Source organism: Photobacterium sp. GB-72 (assembly GCF_003026095.1).
GTDB lineage: Bacteria > Pseudomonadota > Gammaproteobacteria > Enterobacterales > Vibrionaceae > Photobacterium.
The window spans coordinates 101794-120634 of record NZ_PYNV01000015.1; the positions used below are offsets into that span (position 1 = coordinate 101794).

Below are 18841 nucleotides of genomic sequence, written 5' to 3' on the forward strand. Positions count from 1 at the left end.
TCAAGGCGTGATGGATTCACGCCTTAACCAGAAGTTGTATTACTGAAGTAAGGTTTCAAAAGTTAAGTGAACATTGACGTTTGCACGGTCGTACATAGGATCGTTTTCAACCATACCTTTATAATTTGACTTCATTAGGTAACGCCCCGCCACTTCTGGAGTGAAGGTGATCTTGCCGTCTTTATCACTTACCACATCAATTTGCTCTTGGTGGTTACGGTACAGCGTTCCTTCACGTGTAATGTCCGCCGTTACTCCTGCTTGCGGTTTGCCATTAAAGAAAAATTGGAAGGTTACTGGCTCGCCTTCAACAATGTCAGATGGGTGTGTAACAGGTACCATTTCAAGATATTTACCTGTCAGTTCCATCGCTTTTGTTGATGGTTTCCCAACAGTCACATAACTTTCTGCACGGGTATAACTCACCTGAGTGACAACGTCACGCGACTTTTCCGGGAGTATTGTCATACGATCCGCTTTATTCGCTTCCATACGTTTTTCAGTATCACGACGTCCAGCTTTGTAGAAAGTGTAGTATCTAGGTGTCTGATTAATTTGTACTTTATGAGTACCTTCTTCTTCAAAGAAGAAATCAAAAATCGCACGACGTTTACCACGAATGGTAAAATTAGGGTAAGCAATACGACCATCAGGCATAACAATTTGTGTCGTTTCAATGCTTGCTGGCTTATCAAAAACAAATGTTCCGTGTGACGCTGTCACATCAAATGACAGCCAATCACCACCCTCTTTGGAAACAGTGAAATGTGAAGGTAATACCCAACGTGGGTGTGCTTGAGCAACAGATGCCACACCTAAACCCGCTGTCACTAGGCATGCTAAAGATACTGCTTTTAATTTATTATTCATGATGACAATTCACTTAGAGTTTGTAGTTAATCTTGATAGTGCCAGTTTCTTGTGTTGGTGCTAAAACATGGCTAACAGCACTTTCACCTAGCGTTAATTTCTGGCGTAAATAGTTACGTCCGCCATGTTCACGTACCACTTCAACGTAAAAGGTATAATCCCCTTGCTCTACACGGGTGCCTTTATCATCTAAGCCATCCCATGAAAAACGGTATTCACCGACCGGACGTGTGGCAGATGTAACAGCATCAACAAGTTCTCGGTCATAACGCCCCACTTTGCGCCACCAGCTACGTAAATCTTTCAACCATTCGTCTTTACCGACCCAAAGCTGCATCGTTCTTACGGGTTTACGTTCACTGTTTTCAATCCACACTGCGACATAAGGACGGGCATACATTGAGGTTTCAATTTTAGGTAAACTTAACTCAACATCTAACTGAGCGGTTTCTGGCAAAGGTGCCGCCCATGCCGTTGATAAAGGTGCCAGCAGTAACGTTGCCAGTACGGTCTTTTTTAATTTATTTTTAATGGTCATCGTTAACCTGCTAGATATTATGGAACAAATACAATGTAGATAATGGCGGTAACAACTGAGCCGAAACTCATCCACTTCATTGATGTATTAAGTGTTTTCTTTTTCGGTAGTAGCAAACACACACCCGTTAACACAAAACAGATCATCAAAGCCGCAGTAATATCAATAAACCACTTCCAAACCTCGCCACTATTACGACCTTTATGAAGATCGTTAAGTAGCGCAATAACACCATAATTGGTGATTTCGATATTCGCTTGTGCGGTTGTCATATCAATAAAGACCACAGCGTTATAACCAGGGCCTTTGTAATCTAATGAGATCTCGCCTTCGACTAATTCGTCATCCTCTAGATCGGTAAAGATCTCAATACCAGAAGCCGTACCACGCACATCGGTATGTTTAGAGAGATAACTGATCAAAGCCGATTTGTTAGGTACAAACGGACCTTGTTCAGACGAAAGCAATGAAGTAGGTATGGTAATTTTTTGCTCTGTCACACTGGGTGTATCAGATACAAACAACTCAGGACGATTTAAAGTAATGCCAGTAATGGCAAAAAATAAAACAATCAATAACAACGCCATTGAAATGTAAATATGAAGACGACGTGCCCACAATTGGACATTTTTTTGCTTTAACACCATAGTAAAAAACTAGCTACCTACCTAGAATGGCAGTAATTTAATTGATAATCGTTCTTATTGGCATTCAATTTACATTGTTTACGTTAGTCAGTAGAGGACATTATGAAGGGAGTAATAAAACGCCAACCAAAAGACATAACCAGTTGAATGAAAACAAAAAAGCCGATCAAACAAAGGTTCAACTGGCTTTTACTGCAACGTCTTTACGGTTTACGAACTCAACATCTTAATGCTGCTAAATCCATTAGGCGTTTTAATAAAACTAAATAGATATTGTTCTGATATTTTTTCTAAACAGAATGCCATGAAGTAACTTTAGCGCACGATATAGGCGCATTTTACAAGCACTAATTGTTATACATAAAATATCACTAATTTCTAATAATGTTAGATCCTGATAAAATCGTAAATCAATAATTTCTTTTTCACTGTAAGATAATTCATCGAGCAATATATCCATATCAATTTTATCATCTATATTGACCTGACTATAATGACTTACTGGCTCAATATTATTTATCGAAATGTTTTTTTTATTATATCTCATCTTTTTTGCTAAGTGAGAATAACAAACATTATCTGCAATTGTATAAATCCATGTTCTAAAAACACCTTGATGACAATATTTTGGTAGTGCTTGGTAAATCCTTAATAAAACATCCTGAACAACATCATCAATACTGCCACTATCATTTAATCTATATCTACATCTTGAATATAAAGATTGCCAATAATATTTCATTAACAATGAAAATATTTCATTCCTTTTTAATCTATTATTTTGAAAAACATAAAGTAAATCGCTTTCATTTGACAAACCATTATTTAATATATTCATTAGCATATCCGTATAGTAATTTTATATTATTTCAATGACAAAAAAATCATGTTAATCGCAATACATATTTACTATATGCAAAAAAAAACACAGACTTGTCTTATAAAAAAGAAAGTCTGTGTTTTAGCGTTTAGAACTTAATTTATTACTTAAGACGGTACGTTAAGCCAAAGTGGAACGTTGTATCGATATCATCATTTCGATTAGTGTTTGTTGTTCCATCATAGTCAATATTATCTTCAGTTTTAGACAAGCCGCCAGTTACAGATAAACTAATAAAATTAGAAACATAGTAACGGAATGTTGAACGTAAACTATTGGTCATCAAATCTTCTGATTTATCACTTGAAGCATAAGTGAGTAACCATGCGTTCTCCCAATCAATATTGTCACGTAGCTCATACGTTAAAAACATTGTATTGGTTGCGTTAAAGCCATTATTACCATCATCCAAAATGGCGGTTAAAATTGCTTCGTTTGAAAATTGGGTTTGGTTATTGATTGGATAATGGTATTCCGCTCCCACTTCAAGCGCTGGTTTGCTATCTGAACCATCATAGTTAGTCAATACCGCACCAGCACCAGCTCTGACTAGCCAGCCATATTTACGGGTTGAAATGCGCTCATTCATCAATACATCGTAAGAGTTTATTGCACCGCGTGCGCTCAGTTTATCACCTAATGCTTTACCAATATCTTCAACCCAATATTCGGCATAATCAGCAGAGCCATAACGGCTGCGATAAGCTGCTTCTCTTGCTATAACTTGTGCCACATTTTGATAGGTTTCTCGGCTAACATTTCCTCTTAATAAACCATGTTCTTGAAGAGATTGAACGACACGGATCGCTTTTGCCATTGGAGTTGCATTTACCACTCGCCCATAACCTAAACCTGCCGTTAACTTAGTAAAGGGATCTTTCATATCAGTCTGGGCACCAACTTCTGCTTTCCCATACCAAAAGAAATCACTTTTCTTAGGGCTAAAGTACATATCATTGGTTAGCGCAGATAAAGCTTGGTAATTTTCTTTACGTTCATCATTACTATTCGGGCCTTGACTGATGTTTGTATCACCGACGAACTCAATTCGCGTATTACGATTTGCCGAGGAAAATACACGATCATAATTTGCACTAACAACAGCGTTATAACTGGCTTGATCTTGATTTCCATCTCGTAAATCAAATTGCGCATCTAAATATGCATCCTCATACGCTGATGTCGCTTCATCATAATCAAACATGCTAATTTGTTCAGCCAAGGTGACTGAAGATAACAGCATACCAACCGCAGCAGACACCGCAGTAATTGTTGATTTCATGATACTACTCCTTTAATTGTTACTTTGTTTTATTTATATTCAGTCCATGGCAATGCCCGGCTGTATTTACACAAACTCAGCAACAACTAAAAAAGTCACAATAAATTTTATTAATTTTTTGCTTTCTCAAATATAAGAAATACGCATTGGGATAGATAATATGAATTGGAATTTAAACATGACGCAATTAATAACATTTAAGTATCGCTATTAATTATAACTATTCACTACACAGTTAGAATTGTTAATTCGAGAAAAAGGAAGTTATTATATAAACTTTGATGTGAACTTGATGTTGAATTCCCTTTCAAGCATCAATTTTAATATGTGTTATGAAGCACACGCCATTGACTTAAGCTGTAGCGTATTAATAAACAATCGTGGGTCAGCAATCTTTTGCAATATTAATTGAGTAGGTAAACAATCATCATCAACGTAATCAACATAATCAGATGCCGAATCAAAAATTAAAATATCCAATGCTAAGCGATCTAATCCGTATAAACCACGATGAATCATATCTGCTGAAAATACCAATAAATCACCTGCCGATAATGCAATCTTCTTCCCACCAGAAAGGCTATCATGGCTGACTTTGCCATTCACTTCTTGGCGAACATTGTATTCTTCTTCATTATCCCATCGCTTGTGCGTGCCGGGTATTATTTCCATACCGGGTTCATCAAATAAAGGGACACGAAGGTGCAATACTTGCGTTTCTAATATGACTCTCATTTGGTCTTCAATATCATAATCATATTGACAGTCACGGTGCCAAAAGTCTTTTTGTTGCGGGTTCACCGGATTAAAGAACAGTTGAGTATTCATGAAAGCAGGATTTTTAGGTATTACGGTATCAACCACATCCATGATTTTTTTTGAACTAATAAAGTCAAATAGTTCCGTTCTCTCTGCGATAGATAAATACTGGCTTCCAGTAATCAAAGATGAGTTAAATGCTTCTTCTTGATAGAACTCTTTGTTGTCAGCTTTCCATAATTCATGAAAAGTTAAAACGACTTTTCTGAGTGAAGTTATCTGATCTTCACTGAAATAATTGCGAATAACGAAGTAACCTAATTCTTCGTATTGCTGACTTAATTGTTGGCTATTGAATAACACTGACGACCTTCACATTCTCTATACCGTTGACTGATTACGGTATTCTTTGGCGAATAGTGCCAGACGATAATAGTGATAAGCAAGTATGTCAGAGTATTCTAAACGCGTGTTGTTTATTTAAAGAATTTAGAGCTTCTGAAAAAGAGATAATTTGATTATGTAAATGCACTATATCACGCTATCAATAAAGTACATTTACACACGGTGATACCCAAACCTTCTAAGCTGAAAGCGCTTTTCGAATGATTTCAGCCCCTGCATTTAAGGCTTCAAGTTTGCCTTGTGCGATATGCTGGGCTAGCGGTGCCATGCCGCAATTGGTGCATGGGTAGAGTTTATCAGCATCAACAAATTTAAGTGCTTTACGCAATGTATCCGCGACTTCTTCCGCCGTTTCAATTTTATCACTGGCAACATCAATCGCCCCTACCATCACTTTTTTTCCACGAATAAGCTCTAGCAAATCCATGGGTACATGAGAGTTATGGCATTCTAACGAGATAATATCGATATTAGATTGCTGCAGTTTAGGAAACGCCTCTTCGTATTGACGCCACTCTGAACCGAGTGTTTTCTTCCAATCAGTATTGGCTTTAATGCCATAGCCATAACAAATATGAACAGCAGTTTCACACTTCAGCCCTTCAATGGCTCTTTCTAAACAGGCAATTCCCCATTCATTAACCTCATCAAAGAATACATTAAAGGCTGGCTCATCAAATTGAATAATATCAACCCCTGCTGCTTCTAATTCTTTGGCTTCTTGATTAAGGATTTTAGCAAATTCCCATGCCAGTTTTTCACGACTTTTGTAGTGCGCATCATATAGAGTATCAACCATAGTCATAGGACCAGGCAGTGCCCATTTGATCGGTTGTTTAGTTTGCTGACGAAGGTATTTAGCATCATCAACAAACACCGATTTTTGACGAGAAACAGGACCAACAACAGTAGGTACGCTGGCATCATAACGGTCTCGGATTTTAACCGTTTTACGGGTTTCAAAGTCAACGCCGTTGAGGTGCTCTATAAAGGTAGTTACAAAATGTTGGCGAGTTTGTTCACCGTCACTGACAATATCAATTCCTGCTTGTTGTTGATTTTGCAGTGATAAACGTAGCGCATCTTGTTTTCCTACCGCTAATGCATCCCCTTCCAACTTCCACTCTGACCAAAGTTTTTCAGGCTCTGCCAACCAATCGGGTTTCGGTAAGCTTCCTGCTGTTGATGTCGGTAATAATGTTTTCATGATAGTTAACGTCCTATGTTGTAATAAATGATGAAAGCAATGTTGATGTTAGCTAGTCACGAAATTCGCTGACCATTGCTCAAGCACGGTTTGGTACGGTTTGATGAAGTGCTGCTCGGCAAATTTGCCTTGTTCACCTGCCAACCTGCTGCGCTCTTCTCGGTCATACACGATTTTGGTCAGTGAATGATCGGGGCACTTTAAGTTGGGTTTATAGGACTTTCCAGCCACTGCGTTTGCATTATAGATTTCTGGTCGATAGATCTTTTGGAAGGTTTCCATGGTGCTAATGGTGCTGATCAGCTCAAGGTTGGTGTAATCATTTAATAAATCACCAAAGAAGTAGAACGCCAAAGGAGCAACACTGTTTGCAGGCATGAAGTAACGTACCTGTAAGCCCATTTTTTGGAAATACTGCTCGGTCAATGACGACTCATTGGATTTATATTCCACGCCCAATACTGGGTGCTGATTTTCGGTGCGGAAATAGGTTTTGTTATCAGATACAGATAAACAAATCACCGGTGTCTTTTTAAAATTGTCTTTATATACATCAGAGTTAACAAAGCTCTGGAAGATTTTGCCATGCAGCTCGCCAAAGTTATCTGGAATACTAAACTGTGGCTTACCTTTATTATGGTTTTGCAGTAGTACGCTGAAATCGTAATCACGCACATAAGAAGAAAAGTTGTTACCGACAATCCCTTCAATACGCTGGTTAGTTTTATTATCAATAATGTGGGTTTTTAATACTTCAATCGATGGGAATGTTTGCCCCTGTCCTTCAATGTCGATATCAACCGAGACAATTTCAAGCTCAACAGAATAACGATCACCTTCGGGGTTATCCCAATTCGCTAAAGCATTAAAGCTATTATCGATCATCTTTAACGCATTGCGTAAGTTCTGTTGACGACTTTCCCCTCTCGCTAAATTAGCGAAATTGGTAGTAATACGCGTATTGCTAGCGGGATGATAATTTTCATCAAGGCCAGTCTTATTTATTGTAAATGTAAAATCGTTATTCATGGCGACCGATATCCTATTAGCTGAAATAAATGATGACGTTCGTAGAAGCTGTCGAGTTGTCTGTATTTATTTATACGTAGAGTATTCGATCAATAAAAGCGTATTTCTTTCACTATCAACATGAAAAAAACTCAAGTGGTTACGTTTGAGTTGTTACAAATTTGTAAGTTATAGTTCTCATCACATAGAAAGGATATCTATTTTTATTCAATGCGTTAACCGCTAACCACATATAAGAAGACAAAGAAATGAATGAATTATTGTTAATAATATACTGCGCTTTACTTGGCAGTGGTGTTGGATTTTTGGCAGGATTATTAGGTATAGGAGGAGGACTTGTTATAGTACCCATTCTGAGTATTATCTTGCTTCATTTCGCCATTTTACCGCCTGAACAAGTGGTTATCGTCGCTATTGCTACTTCCTTAGCATCCATATTATTCACTTCAACGTCTTCTGCCATCGCTCACCACAAAAATGGCAATGTGCCATGGAACCTAGCACCATGGATAATGACAGGTGTTGCCTTAGGCGCACTTATCAGTGGGTTTTTAGCGGCTCTATTACCGAGTAATGTTGTTCGTATTGTATTTGCTGTCAGTGTGGCACTCATTGCACTGAAGATGTTTTATAGCAGTACAAAAAAAGAGACAGCAACAACACGTAACATGCCCAATAATTTTGTTCTTACCTTTTTAACAACAATTACCGGCGGATTGTCGGCCATGATTGGTATTGGTGGCGGCGCACTGTTAGTGCCTTTGTTAACCTTCTTCTCTCTCGATATGAAGAAAGCTATCGGTTGTGCTTCTGCTTGTGGCATTGTTATCGCACTCTTTGGCTCTATCGGTTATGTCAGCTCAGGCATTAGCTATCTTTCTCTTACTGATGGCTTTGCCGGTTTTGTTTATCTACCCGCATTATTCGGTATTGTTTGTACATCTTGGTTTACCGCTCCACTAGGCGCTAAGGCAACAAACTATTTACCTGTGCCAATCATTAAAAAAATCTTCTCAGCATTATTACTAGCAATGGCGACAAATATGGTGATTAGTTAAACCAAGCATGTGCACTAGAATAAAAAAATGAGTGGTTAACTTAGTGATTATTAAGTTAACACACTCATTTTTTTATTCGCTCAGGGTGAAATGCTAAGACAATATTTAGCTAGCTTGTTCCATTTCACGCATTTGTGATAAATATTTTATCCAGCTCGATGCTGCCGATGAAGGCTTTATATTATTTGCCTGTTTGGCATGAATAATCGCTTTATCAAAGTTATTTAGCTTGTAATACGCACGGACTTTCGCCAACTCAACATCAGACTGTTTATCTTTACGCTTAACCTTATTAAGCTCAATTAACGCTTTTTGATATTGCCCTTCCTGCAACAACAATTGTGCAAGTTGCCAACGATAACGGTTATTACGCTGGGCTGCTTTTTCCCAAATATTGATAGCACTTTGCCACTCTCTTGCCATCTGCCAATAGTTAGCTTGTTCAACGAGCAACCTTGTATTAGTTGTTGCGCCTTCAAGCTCTGCTATTTGTTTAGCAGCACGTTCAGGAATACCACGCTGAGCATACAGTTGCGCTAGGCGATGTAAATCTTGCTGCGTTAACTTAACACCTTGATATTTTGCTAATTTTAATGTGATCAATGCATCTGCAGGTTTCCCTGCTCGCAATTGTATATTGGCTAATTGCTGCCACCAATTGAGCTTATTTGGCTCTATCGCAATCAAACGATTTAATGTCGAAGTTGCACCATTCCAATGCTTTAGTTGCAACTGAGCACCCAACTTAATCGACAACGGCGATATTTCATCTTTACGTTTATAGCCATCGTAGCGTTTCATTGCAGAAAGGACTTTTGACCACTGGCTCAATTGATAATGTGATTGGGCAATACGCAGCCATAGTTCATCGCCCTTTTGTGATTTTGGAATATGCTTTGTTAGCTGATAGTAATGTGGTAGTGCTTGGCTGTATTTTTGCTCAGAAAGTAAAATATCAGCCAGCATACGCTGAGTAACCCATGCTTGATCATCTTGTAATAAGCCACTCTTAACTGCTTTAGATAAATTGCTTATCGCTTTTGATGGATTGCCCTGCTGCCAATAAAACACGCCCAACATACGCTGAACAAATGCTTTGTCATAAGGCTCTATCGGCTTTAAAGAGACAAGTAAATCAATCGCCTGATTAACCTTATCATCAAGCTGTAAGTTATTCGCTTTTTGAACCTTAACGGCAATCGACTGCGACAATTTACCTCCCGCGTAAGCGGATGATAAAGGCAAACTCGCTGCGGCGGTTAAAGCGATAATAAATGCTAATCTTTTCATCATTTATTCAACTTAAATTCTAAACGTACCGTCTGACCTGGCTGTGATACAGCACTGCCATTTTGCACTTGTGGTTGGTACTTCCATTTACGCAATGCACGTATCGCTTCTTTATTAAATAAACGATTAGGTTTTGCTTCAAGCACTGCAATATCGATTGGTCGGCCTTGAGGATCAATCGTGAATTTCAGTATAACGTAACCTTCTTTACCTTGTTTTAGCGCGCGGGGCGGATACCTTGGCTCAACACGATACAATGGCATAGCTTGCTGACTCTGACCGATAGTCGGCGCACCTACCGCATTCGATGCACTGCTAAAATCACTAAATTTCGGCATCTTGATCGATAAGCCTGTAACCGCTGTATCCAACCCTAAGCTTGTCGTAGACGCAACAGGTTGGACACTTGCGGTTGCTGTTCTTGATGATACCGGCTTTGCTTCTGGCGGTGGCTCTGGTGTTTCAGGTGGTGGTGGCACCGCACGCTGTCGCCGTTGAGGTGCTTGCTCTTGTTCCATCATTACCATGTTGAACGCTAGCACTTCTTTATTATCAGGCTTTTGATGATTACCGTTATCTACCATCCATGCCATAAAAGTAAAAAGTCCTAGCGCTACAGCAATAGCTAATGGAAAAGCCATTAAAAGACGGATCATTAATTTTTCTCCGCCGCCAATGCGATATTTTTGATCCCAGCTCCTTTTGCTGCATCCATCACTTTAACCACAGTGCCGTTATAGGCATGCTCATCCGCTTGGATCACTAAAGAAGCATCAGGTTGCTCTGTAAGCATATGTTCTAATGTTGCTTGAACACGTTCTACATCAACAACACGTTTATCAATATAAACGTCATTTGCTGAAGTAATTGCAACAAAGATCCCTGCGTCTTTTTGGCTTACCACGTGGCTTGCTTGAGGGCGGTTAACTTCTACGCCTGATTCCCGTACAAACGAACTCGTTACAATAAAGAAAATCAGCATAATAAATACGATATCGAGCATTGATGTTAAATCAATTTGTGCATCTTCTCGATTTGAAGAACGGCGGCTGAGTCTCATTGCTGACTCCTTAATAATTTTTCTAATTTAAACTCACGCATCTGACAAGCTTTAGATAAACGTGCGTGAACAAACATACCCGCTAAAGCCGCAACCATCCCTGCCATTGTTGGCAAGGTTGCTAAAGAAATGCCGGATGCCATTAAACGAGGTTGACTACTACCTTGCGTCGCCATTACATCAAAGACAGAAATCATCCCCGTCACTGTGCCAAGTAAACCTAGCATGGGGCAGATTGCGACTAATACTTTGATAAAATTTAAATTCTGATTAAGGGCAATTTTTGCTTCATTAAGCCAGCCATCACGAATTGCACATGCATGCCAAGAGGAATGATCTTTACGAGCCATCCAGCTAGTTAACCACTGCTCTTTTTGCTTTGGAAAATAGAAGAATAAATAAATCACGCGTTCAATAACCAAAAGCCAACATAGCGCAACAACCGCAGCAAGCCACCATAATATGGCGCCACCTTGCGCCATAAAATGAGAAAGCGAAAACCACCAGCCATGTAATACGCTGAAGTCCATTATGCTGCCTGTTCTGCTAATACGTTACGGTTAGATGTCTGAGAAGATTCGTTTTTTTCAGCTTGCTGAGCAACTAAGCTGATCCCTTGTTTTTCAAGGATCAATCGAATATTTTCAGCTTGTGTACTTAGTACATTATGAGCCAGCAATAAAGGCATCGCGGCAATCAAACCTAGAACGGTCGTTACCAATGCCATTGAAATACCACCCGCCATCACTTTAGGATCACCATTACCAAACTGCGTGATAACTTGGAAGGTTTCAATCATCCCCGTCACCGTACCCAGTAAGCCTAACATTGGCGCTAAAGCCGCAAACAGTTTAAGCATCGATAAGCCTTTTTCTAATCCTTGCTGCTCATCAACAATCGCTTCAAGTAAACGTAATTCTAACGCTTCTACGCTACGATTTTGCTCTTTGTTATACACAGCAAGAATACGACCCAGTGGGTTATTTCCAGCTTGAGTTGGATTTTTTAATTGTTGCTTAATTTGACGATTAATAATCGCTAATTTAACGCCACGGAAAATGGCAATACCCGCACCAATAGCTAATAGAAGTAGAATAATTTTACCGACCACACCACCTGCTGTTAAACGATCTTCCAGCGTAGGTGCATTGGCTAATTGCTCTAATATCACACCACGAGAAGGATCAAGAGCAATACTTTCACTACCTGCCGCCGCTATTGCAGCTAAATCTGAAAGTTGTGGGCCATTTTCAGGTTGTTGTTGATAAGCCGTTGCAAGATGGCGAGGGCCATCCCACTTTAAATAACCCTGTTCAGCTACTAGGCCTAATGCGCCTAAACGCAATGCTTTTTCTGTGGTTTGCTCACCATCACCATTAATAAATGGTACGTTCACCTTTGCCAACTCACCGCTTGCAACGATTTGTGATTCCATTGCTTGCCACAAACCTTTTAATTGTGGCATAGACGGCAGTGCTTTCGCATCAACGATTTGGTCAACAACTGGGATATATTTCGTCACATCAACACCAGTGACAGCGTAACCTTGCTCGGCTTTTAGTTCTTTTGCTGTTTGGCGAACGACACCAAATAACTCACCAAGGCTGCCAGAATCTAATTGAAGTTGCTGTTCTAATTTCGCAAGTTCTGCTTCATTGGTACTAAAACTTTGGCTCAGTAATTCTGTTTGTTTTTTTAACGCATTACGTTGCGCTAATAATGCATCACGTTGTTGACGAATTTTCTGTGCTTCTTGACTAAATTCAGCTTCACGTTGCACATTATGTTGCTGTTGAGAGACATTTTCTTGTTTCGCTTGCTGTACAACCGATTCAGCAGATACTGTGAACGGAACCGATGCCATACAGAGTGCAATAGCTAACGCTTTTAATTTCATTATTTGCTCTCCACGTTAGCAAGGGGCGCTGAGATAGGTAAACGTAATAGGCTTGGTGCAATTTGCTTATTCGCCATTGCAAACGCTTTATCAATATTTGCAGCTTCACTTGTATCAAGTGCCTGCCACTGCTGTTTGTTACTGTTCCAACTCCAGTAATGACTACCGTTTAAGCTACGAGCGACAAATGCAATACGACCGAGATACAGTAAATCAGCCTCGATTGTTTTACCGTCTTCTAACGTAATTTTATCTTGGTACGTACCCAATTTCGTGCCGTAATCCATTTCAATCTGATAGGCTTCTAGAATACGACGGAATTTTTCTGCATCGCTAATATCAGCTTGCGACATCATCGTTTTCAACTTTTCAATACGCGCTAAACGCTGTTCATGTTTGATAGGCTTATCTTGCTCAACAACAGTCGATAAACCATCAATCATTTGGTACATCAAAGGTACAACACCTTGGCGCGTCTCTTTAATGTTCTCTATTTGTTCATGAATAGAGGCCATTTCTTGGGTTTGATTATCAACCATACGCGCAAGGTGATCGTGATAGACCGTCAGGTTTTTAAGCTCTTCTTGTAATTGCTCGATTTGTGCTTTCATCGCGATAGCCGAATCAGCATTACGATCAATCTTATCTTGGCTTAATGCTGAAGCCGTATTGGTTTTGTTTTCAATAGAACGTGCTGTATCAAGGCTCGATGCCTGTACCCCAGTTGTGATGCTTAAAATCACAACCGCTAAACTGGTTTTAATAAAATTCATAATCAAACTTAATAATGAGTAATCTTGAATCGCAAAAAATAAAAAAGTGAAGTAATAATAAAAAGTTAAATCGTACAACGACCAAAAATAGTGAAATAGCATTTAATCGCAACAAGGGGAAGCAATGGCTCCCCCTTAGTTACAATATTTACAAATTAGTATTTAAACTCAAGCGTAGCCATAAAGTTACGACCTTCACCAAGTGTTACACCCGTTGCGCCAACATAATCTTTGCTTGTTGAACCGCCACCAGCCATGTAATCAGTATCAAATACGTTTTCTACATTAATACGACCAATGATATCTAAATTATCATCGTACTTGTACGTGTGAGCCATACCTAAATCAACACGTGTATAGCCGTCTTTCTTAAAGGTATTCGCAGCATCACCAAAACGTGAACCTTCGTAAATAACACCAAGGTTAACATCGGTTGCCGGTGTTACCTTGTACGTAGACCAAACACTTGCAGCGAATTCTGGTACGTCAACAGGACGATTACCTTGGTACTTCTGATCTTTGGTGTATTCCGCATCAAGGTACATTGCTGACGCGCTCATGCTTAACTTATCTGTCACGTTACCCTGCAGCGCAAGTTCTGCACCGTTGTGAACACGCTCACCCGCTTGAGTTTTCTCGTACAGATCTTTACCTACTTGAACATCAATCGTCGAGTTCTCTTGCGTAATGTTAAATACTGCACCCGATACAAACAGACGATTATCTAGTAGTTCCCACTTAGTACCTAGCTCATATTGCTTACCACGAAGCGGATCAAGTTGTTCACCATCATTCACATAGTTCGTAGAGCCTGATGTTACCGTACCTTGCGGCTCAAAGCTTTCAGAGTAAGCTAAGTAAATTGAACCGTTTTCTGCTGGATGGAAAATCGCAGCCACTTTAGGTGATACTGCTTCTTCCGCCGCTTTACCTTCTTGTGTTTGACGATCAAAACGAACACCAGCAAGTACTTGCCAGTAATCGTTAATCGTTACCATATCTTGTGCGTAGAAACCCCAAGCATTATAAGAAGAGTGAGATTCTTTTGGCTTACCCGATTTGTAACTAGGTACTGGTGTAGATTGGTTTGGTGCTACTTCTACAGAATTAAATGAACGTTGGAAACGATCGTAGCTGTAGCCTAACCAGTTAGAACCAACGAGTAACTGGTGTTGCATGCCAAGTGCATCAAATTCACCGACGAAATCAGCGTAAGCGGTTTTAAATACCCAATGATCGTGGCGATCATTGCCACCTTGCTTTACTAAACCTGACTCTTCAAAGTTTGCAAAGTTCGGGTAACTTTCCACATCGTGACGTGTAAAGTCTTGGTAATTAAAACCTGTATTTAATGCCCAAACATCTGTTAGTTGCGCTTTAACATCAAAACCATAGTTTTCTACTTCATTATTAATTTTTGACCACTGTGCATCCCACACATGGTCACGCCCCAATACTGGCTTACCATCAACAATGTAAGCTCCAGAATCTACACTTCCTTTATCGTTAGTGCGATCGTAGTGTAGTGACAATGTCACATCTTCATTTATGTCGTAATCAACAAATAGACCACCAACAAAGCGATCGGTTGAAGGTGTTGAACCATCACCATACTTACGCCATGAATCATAATCTTCTTTTGCAACAACAGCGCGAGCACGAAGTGATTCGTCTTGATTGAGTGACCCACTCACATCTAACACACTACGTGTATGATTATTTGAACCAACATCTTGGCTAAAGTTAACTTGTGTTTCGTGAGTTGGTTTCTTAGCAACCATGTTGACTAAACCACCAGGTGCAGATTTACCGTAAAGAAGACCTGCAGGGCCTTTCATTACTTCAACACGCTCTAAAAGCTCAACAGGTTGACGGTAGTGAGACCAATGTTGGTGACCATCACGCAAGAAACCGCTACTGCTACCAAGTTCAAAACCACGTAGAGAGAAACGTTCACGGTTACGGCCTGTTCCACCAGCTGAAATACTTGCATCGTTCTGTAACACCTCACCTAGCGTGCTCGCACGCTGTTCATCGATAAGTTGTTCATCAATTACTGCAACTTGTCCTGGCGTCTCTAGCTGAGTCATCTCCATACGCATCGCTGTAGAGTTGGTATCGGCTTTATAACCGTAATCACGACCTGTTACGACCATGTGCTCATCAACTTCTGTTGATTCTGCATAAGCAACAGGGGCAGAAAGTACCGCACCAATTAACAACGTCAGCTGGCTTTTAGAAAACATATTCCTTTAACTCCAAAATAAAGATATAACCTGAAAGTGAAGCCACATCAGAGTTACTCTCAGCACCTATCACTGCTGAATAGGTATTGTTTGTAATAATATAAAGAGCAAATCATGGCTACTATGTGGTAAGTAATAAAGTGCCTACCAAACGATGAAAAGGAATATAAGTGATAACCATTACCATTTGCATTAAATTTACATTCTTTGCATTCGTAAAGATTTCTTGAAAATTTATTCGGGCTGAAAGCCGCATTTTGTTCGTTTTGCCGTCGTCTCTTTTTCAGTTGTCTTTATTAATCCGTACCCAATACTGTTTTTAACGAAGACATTTATCATTAACAGTCGTATAATCTGCCCGTTTTTATTCATTATTCATTTCGCGGTATTTAATGTGACTCAACTAAGTCTTGAAGCTATTCACCAACAACTCAATGAACGCAATTTTATTGCTGAAAAAGTCCGTCTTGTGACAGTAGAAGCAATGGATCCAGAAATGCTGGCAACCTGCACTGCAACTGAAAATGAAACCTTCTACAACAGCTATATGAATGTGATTTATTGCAAAGGTGAGCGTTACGTACTTGGCTATCGTTGTAATGAAGACACCATCGTTGACCAAGCGATTATTTTCAAAGATGGTAAATACTACGATCCAACACTTCAGGCAAACAGCGAAAGCTTCGAACCTTACCAATTTGCCGTGTTAGCTGAATTCAAAGTATTTGATATGATGAAGCACGCTAAAACGAACAAAGATTTCCCGCCTGATGTTGATTTCTTATTTACAAAGAAAAAACATTTTAAAAACGTAATTAAAGCGTAATTTTCGTAAAAAGCCGACTTCTCCGTCGGCTTTTTATTGTCTATTCATTCTAACTTGATCACATTGAGTTAACCTTCATTCGCAGTACAATAGATAAGAACTTTTCAGCGCGAAGGATTTGCACATGTACCTTGATCTATCCACACAATCTCCCACTGATATCTACCATTTAATGACACAAACCATTATCCCTCGTCCTATCGCATGGGTTCTGACAGATTCTGGTGAGCACAACTACAATCTTGCCCCTTTTTCTTATTTCACCCCAGTTGCTAGTAACCCACCATTATTGATGTTTTCTGTGGGTAAAAAACCGAGCGGAGAAATCAAAGACACTACGCGTAACGTTATTGCCAATAAAAAGATGGTGGTACATATCGCTAATATTGCGTTAGCAGAACAAGTCACTCAAACCGCTGCTACCTTAGAGTATGGCGAATCTGAGGTTGAACACACCCAATTAGAGCTCACCTCTTTTGATGGCTTTGAACTGCCAAGGCTAAAAGATTGCCCTATTGCCTTTGGTTGTCACCTATATGAAGTGAAAGAGGTTGGGGAAACACCACAAAGCTTGATCTTCGCTGAAATTAAGCAGATCTACATTGATGACGAAGTTATCGATAGTGAGCAAAAGCGCTTAGTAATTGAAGCATTAAAGGTAAATCCGTTATCACGCTTAGGCGGCAGTGAATACGCAGTATTGGAAAAGACCTTTTCAGTCGCAAGACCGAAATAACATGGCTTCCAACTGTGAATTTATTTTCTCAGATTATACGCAAAAAAAAGCCTAGTTCGAAAACTAGGCTTTCATTGATTCATTAATCAACACTTATTACTTGTAGAATGCTTCTACCGTGCCTTTTAGTGTGATCAAGATTGGCTGACCACGGCGATCTAGTGCCTTCGGTGAAGGAATTTTCACCCAACCTTCGCTGATGCAGTACTCATCAACATCAAAACGCTCTTTGCCGTTAAGACGAATGCCGATGTCATAGTTGAAACACTCTGCCACGTGGTGAGGGCTACGAGGGTTACCTGAAAGACGATCTGGTAATGCTGGTTGTGATGTAGTATCTGTCATGATCAAAAATTCTATCGTTAATAAAAAACGTCGGTATTGTAGAGAATATAACGTTTACGCTCAATAGATAAAGAACCTATTTCTTTTTGAAGCCTTACCTACAACCCAGAACGCCTAAATTTTATTAACATCTTAGAAATATTCACTATTTATTACACTCTTATATAAGTGAATATTCACACTATCCCGATGCAATAAAAGCATACTCATTCATTTAATCTGAATTTTATCGCAACAACATTCCATCAAATGCAATGCCTTACATATAATAATAAAAAATGCTTATCGGCATATAGAATAATTTATAAATGGCAAATTTATATTACAAAGGAATGATTTCCATATAAAAATAGCCAAAAAGATCACGCTATACTTATCGTTCTTATGCGCATGCTCCGTCATTATCTCTGGTATGTATATTGCGTGGAAAAGTCCAGAGATCAGCGAAGATGCTATTTATGATCGCGCTATCGAGCAATTAATTTCTATCCGAGAAATCAAGAAATCTGAAATTAAAAATCATTTCGATACCACGGCAACATTACTTGCAACGTTGGCGTTTGATCCAAGTATCCAAAATGCGATAAGAGATTTTGAGCAAGCTAAAACATACTATTATTACGGATTTACGTTAATCCCCAATCCAGTGAGCATAACCTTTTGGCAAACCACTGTCCCGCACAAGTAAAATACACGCTAGTTGAAGAGCTTAAATAAGTAGATACCCTACTCATTACCGCATCTATGTATAACTTTAGGTACCTAGGCAATTAAAAACGGGTTAAGGATTAAATCTCGGGGATAATTTAGCACCGCTCTGAACTGACTGCGAGAATGTAAAACCACTAGATACAAAACTCGCAAACTGTAGTGGTCAACAAATACTAGCCACGGTTTTAGAGGTTAACCAATATAATCGTTCTGATTCATTCGGTGTTAATCCGCCATTATATTGATGTGGTCGTAATTGGCTGTAATAACCAATAATATATC

At 39.4% G+C, this 18841-nt stretch carries 20 protein-coding genes; 4 read left to right on the top strand and 16 right to left on the bottom strand.

Annotated elements, in window-relative coordinates:
- Window positions 1–39 precede the first annotated feature (39 nt).
- From C9J40_RS16285 to C9J40_RS16320, 8 genes are all read right to left on the bottom strand, one after another.
- Window positions 40–870, bottom strand: coding sequence for a DUF4198 domain-containing protein (locus C9J40_RS16285; protein ID WP_107247446.1), 831 nt, complete (start codon window positions 868–870; stop codon window positions 40–42).
- A gap of 13 nt (window positions 871–883) precedes the next feature.
- Entirely contained in the window at window positions 884–1408 is a 525-nt protein-coding gene (locus tag C9J40_RS16290) for a DUF2271 domain-containing protein (RefSeq protein ID WP_107247447.1), read from the bottom strand.
- 17 nt (window positions 1409–1425) lie between these two features.
- Window positions 1426–2055, bottom strand: a complete 630-nt coding sequence (locus tag C9J40_RS16295; RefSeq protein WP_107247448.1) for a PepSY-associated TM helix domain-containing protein — start codon at window positions 2053–2055, stop codon at window positions 1426–1428.
- 262 nt (window positions 2056–2317) lie between these two features.
- Window positions 2318–2893 (bottom strand): RNA polymerase sigma factor, encoded by a 576-nt coding sequence (locus C9J40_RS16300; protein ID WP_107247449.1) that lies wholly within the window; start codon window positions 2891–2893, stop codon window positions 2318–2320.
- Window positions 2894–3038: 145 nt separating this feature from the next.
- The gene (locus C9J40_RS16305; RefSeq protein ID WP_107247450.1) at window positions 3039–4217 is read right to left on the bottom strand and encodes a hypothetical protein; all 1179 of its coding nucleotides are present in this window, start codon (window positions 4215–4217) and stop codon (window positions 3039–3041) included.
- Window positions 4218–4547: 330 nt separating this feature from the next.
- A complete protein-coding gene (locus C9J40_RS16310; RefSeq protein ID WP_107247451.1) occupies window positions 4548–5339 on the bottom strand; it encodes a phytanoyl-CoA dioxygenase family protein in 792 nt (263 codons plus the stop codon).
- A gap of 220 nt (window positions 5340–5559) precedes the next feature.
- Window positions 5560–6588, bottom strand: coding sequence for a methionine synthase (locus C9J40_RS16315; protein WP_107247452.1), 1029 nt, complete (start codon window positions 6586–6588; stop codon window positions 5560–5562).
- A 48-nt stretch (window positions 6589–6636) separates the two neighbouring features.
- Window positions 6637–7617 carry a DUF1852 domain-containing protein gene (locus tag C9J40_RS16320; RefSeq protein WP_107247453.1) on the bottom strand — a complete coding sequence of 327 codons (981 nt, stop codon included), beginning with the start codon at window positions 7615–7617 and terminating at the stop codon, window positions 6637–6639.
- A gap of 248 nt (window positions 7618–7865) precedes the next feature.
- Between C9J40_RS16320 and C9J40_RS16325 the strand changes: the two genes are divergently transcribed.
- Window positions 7866–8675 carry a sulfite exporter TauE/SafE family protein gene (locus C9J40_RS16325; RefSeq protein WP_107247454.1) on the top strand — a complete coding sequence of 270 codons (810 nt, stop codon included), beginning with the start codon at window positions 7866–7868 and terminating at the stop codon, window positions 8673–8675.
- Between the two features lie 105 nt (window positions 8676–8780).
- Here the strand turns inward: C9J40_RS16325 and C9J40_RS16330 are convergent, their stop codons facing one another.
- The 7 genes from C9J40_RS16330 to C9J40_RS16360 form a co-directional block, all read right to left on the bottom strand.
- Window positions 8781–9965 (bottom strand): hypothetical protein, encoded by a 1185-nt coding sequence (locus tag C9J40_RS16330; protein ID WP_107247463.1) that lies wholly within the window; start codon window positions 9963–9965, stop codon window positions 8781–8783.
- Window positions 9965–10621, bottom strand: coding sequence for an energy transducer TonB (locus C9J40_RS16335; protein ID WP_107247455.1), 657 nt, complete (start codon window positions 10619–10621; stop codon window positions 9965–9967). Before C9J40_RS16335 ends, C9J40_RS16330 begins: the two co-directional genes overlap by 1 nt.
- A complete protein-coding gene (locus C9J40_RS16340; RefSeq protein ID WP_005365390.1) occupies window positions 10621–11025 on the bottom strand; it encodes a biopolymer transporter ExbD in 405 nt (134 codons plus the stop codon). Before C9J40_RS16340 ends, C9J40_RS16335 begins: the two co-directional genes overlap by 1 nt.
- Window positions 11022–11555, bottom strand: coding sequence for a MotA/TolQ/ExbB proton channel family protein (locus C9J40_RS16345; protein WP_045082027.1), 534 nt, complete (start codon window positions 11553–11555; stop codon window positions 11022–11024). The genes C9J40_RS16340 and C9J40_RS16345 overlap by 4 nt, the downstream gene beginning before the upstream one ends.
- Entirely contained in the window at window positions 11555–12922 is a 1368-nt protein-coding gene (locus tag C9J40_RS16350; RefSeq protein WP_107247456.1) for a MotA/TolQ/ExbB proton channel family protein, read from the bottom strand. Before C9J40_RS16350 ends, C9J40_RS16345 begins: the two co-directional genes overlap by 1 nt.
- Window positions 12922–13695: a DUF3450 domain-containing protein gene (locus C9J40_RS16355; RefSeq protein ID WP_199188106.1), complete on the bottom strand. Its 774-nt coding sequence runs from the start codon at window positions 13693–13695 to the stop codon at window positions 12922–12924. The genes C9J40_RS16350 and C9J40_RS16355 overlap by 1 nt, the downstream gene beginning before the upstream one ends.
- 155 nt (window positions 13696–13850) lie before the next feature.
- A complete protein-coding gene (locus tag C9J40_RS16360; RefSeq protein WP_107247458.1) occupies window positions 13851–15941 on the bottom strand; it encodes a TonB-dependent siderophore receptor in 2091 nt (696 codons plus the stop codon).
- Between the two features lie 394 nt (window positions 15942–16335).
- On the opposite strand from C9J40_RS16360, the gene C9J40_RS16365 reads away from it, so the two are divergent.
- Together C9J40_RS16365 and C9J40_RS16370 are read left to right on the top strand one after the other, a co-directional pair.
- Window positions 16336–16767: a hypothetical protein gene (locus C9J40_RS16365; RefSeq protein WP_105062138.1), complete on the top strand. Its 432-nt coding sequence runs from the start codon at window positions 16336–16338 to the stop codon at window positions 16765–16767.
- A 124-nt stretch (window positions 16768–16891) separates the two neighbouring features.
- The gene (locus tag C9J40_RS16370; protein ID WP_107247459.1) at window positions 16892–17503 is read left to right on the top strand and encodes a flavin reductase family protein; all 612 of its coding nucleotides are present in this window, start codon (window positions 16892–16894) and stop codon (window positions 17501–17503) included.
- Between the two features lie 96 nt (window positions 17504–17599).
- Here the strand turns inward: C9J40_RS16370 and C9J40_RS16375 are convergent, their stop codons facing one another.
- Window positions 17600–17848, bottom strand: coding sequence for a DUF3297 family protein (locus C9J40_RS16375; RefSeq protein ID WP_045082022.1), 249 nt, complete (start codon window positions 17846–17848; stop codon window positions 17600–17602).
- A 412-nt stretch (window positions 17849–18260) separates the two neighbouring features.
- On the opposite strand from C9J40_RS16375, the gene C9J40_RS16380 reads away from it, so the two are divergent.
- Window positions 18261–18536: a hypothetical protein gene (locus C9J40_RS16380; RefSeq protein WP_107247460.1), complete on the top strand. Its 276-nt coding sequence runs from the start codon at window positions 18261–18263 to the stop codon at window positions 18534–18536.
- Window positions 18537–18841 lie beyond the last annotated feature (305 nt).

Excerpts from the sequence above, each read along its gene's own strand:
- C9J40_RS16285 (WP_107247446.1), bottom strand. The coding sequence starts at position 870 with ATGAATAATAAATTAAAAGCAGTATCTTTAGCATGCCTAGTGACAGCG.
- C9J40_RS16290 (WP_107247447.1), bottom strand. The coding sequence starts at position 1,408 with ATGACCATTAAAAATAAATTAAAAAAGACCGTACTGGCAACGTTACTG.
- C9J40_RS16295 (WP_107247448.1), bottom strand. The coding sequence starts at position 2,055 with ATGGTGTTAAAGCAAAAAAATGTCCAATTGTGGGCACGTCGTCTTCAT.
- C9J40_RS16300 (WP_107247449.1), bottom strand. The coding sequence starts at position 2,893 with ATGAATATATTAAATAATGGTTTGTCAAATGAAAGCGATTTACTTTAT.
- C9J40_RS16305 (WP_107247450.1), bottom strand. The coding sequence starts at position 4,217 with ATGAAATCAACAATTACTGCGGTGTCTGCTGCGGTTGGTATGCTGTTA.
- C9J40_RS16315 (WP_107247452.1), bottom strand. The coding sequence starts at position 6,588 with ATGAAAACATTATTACCGACATCAACAGCAGGAAGCTTACCGAAACCC.
- C9J40_RS16320 (WP_107247453.1), bottom strand. The coding sequence starts at position 7,617 with ATGAATAACGATTTTACATTTACAATAAATAAGACTGGCCTTGATGAA.
- C9J40_RS16325 (WP_107247454.1), top strand. The coding sequence starts at position 7,866 with ATGAATGAATTATTGTTAATAATATACTGCGCTTTACTTGGCAGTGGT.
- C9J40_RS16330 (WP_107247463.1), bottom strand. The coding sequence starts at position 9,965 with ATGAAAAGATTAGCATTTATTATCGCTTTAACCGCCGCAGCGAGTTTG.
- C9J40_RS16335 (WP_107247455.1), bottom strand. The coding sequence starts at position 10,621 with ATGATCCGTCTTTTAATGGCTTTTCCATTAGCTATTGCTGTAGCGCTA.
- C9J40_RS16340 (WP_005365390.1), bottom strand. The coding sequence starts at position 11,025 with ATGAGACTCAGCCGCCGTTCTTCAAATCGAGAAGATGCACAAATTGAT.
- C9J40_RS16345 (WP_045082027.1), bottom strand. The coding sequence starts at position 11,555 with ATGGACTTCAGCGTATTACATGGCTGGTGGTTTTCGCTTTCTCATTTT.
- C9J40_RS16350 (WP_107247456.1), bottom strand. The coding sequence starts at position 12,922 with ATGAAATTAAAAGCGTTAGCTATTGCACTCTGTATGGCATCGGTTCCG.
- C9J40_RS16355 (WP_199188106.1), bottom strand. The coding sequence starts at position 13,695 with ATGAATTTTATTAAAACCAGTTTAGCGGTTGTGATTTTAAGCATCACA.
- C9J40_RS16360 (WP_107247458.1), bottom strand. The coding sequence starts at position 15,941 with ATGTTTTCTAAAAGCCAGCTGACGTTGTTAATTGGTGCGGTACTTTCT.
- C9J40_RS16370 (WP_107247459.1), top strand. The coding sequence starts at position 16,892 with ATGTACCTTGATCTATCCACACAATCTCCCACTGATATCTACCATTTA.
- C9J40_RS16375 (WP_045082022.1), bottom strand. The coding sequence starts at position 17,848 with ATGACAGATACTACATCACAACCAGCATTACCAGATCGTCTTTCAGGT.
- C9J40_RS16380 (WP_107247460.1), top strand. The coding sequence starts at position 18,261 with ATGTATATTGCGTGGAAAAGTCCAGAGATCAGCGAAGATGCTATTTAT.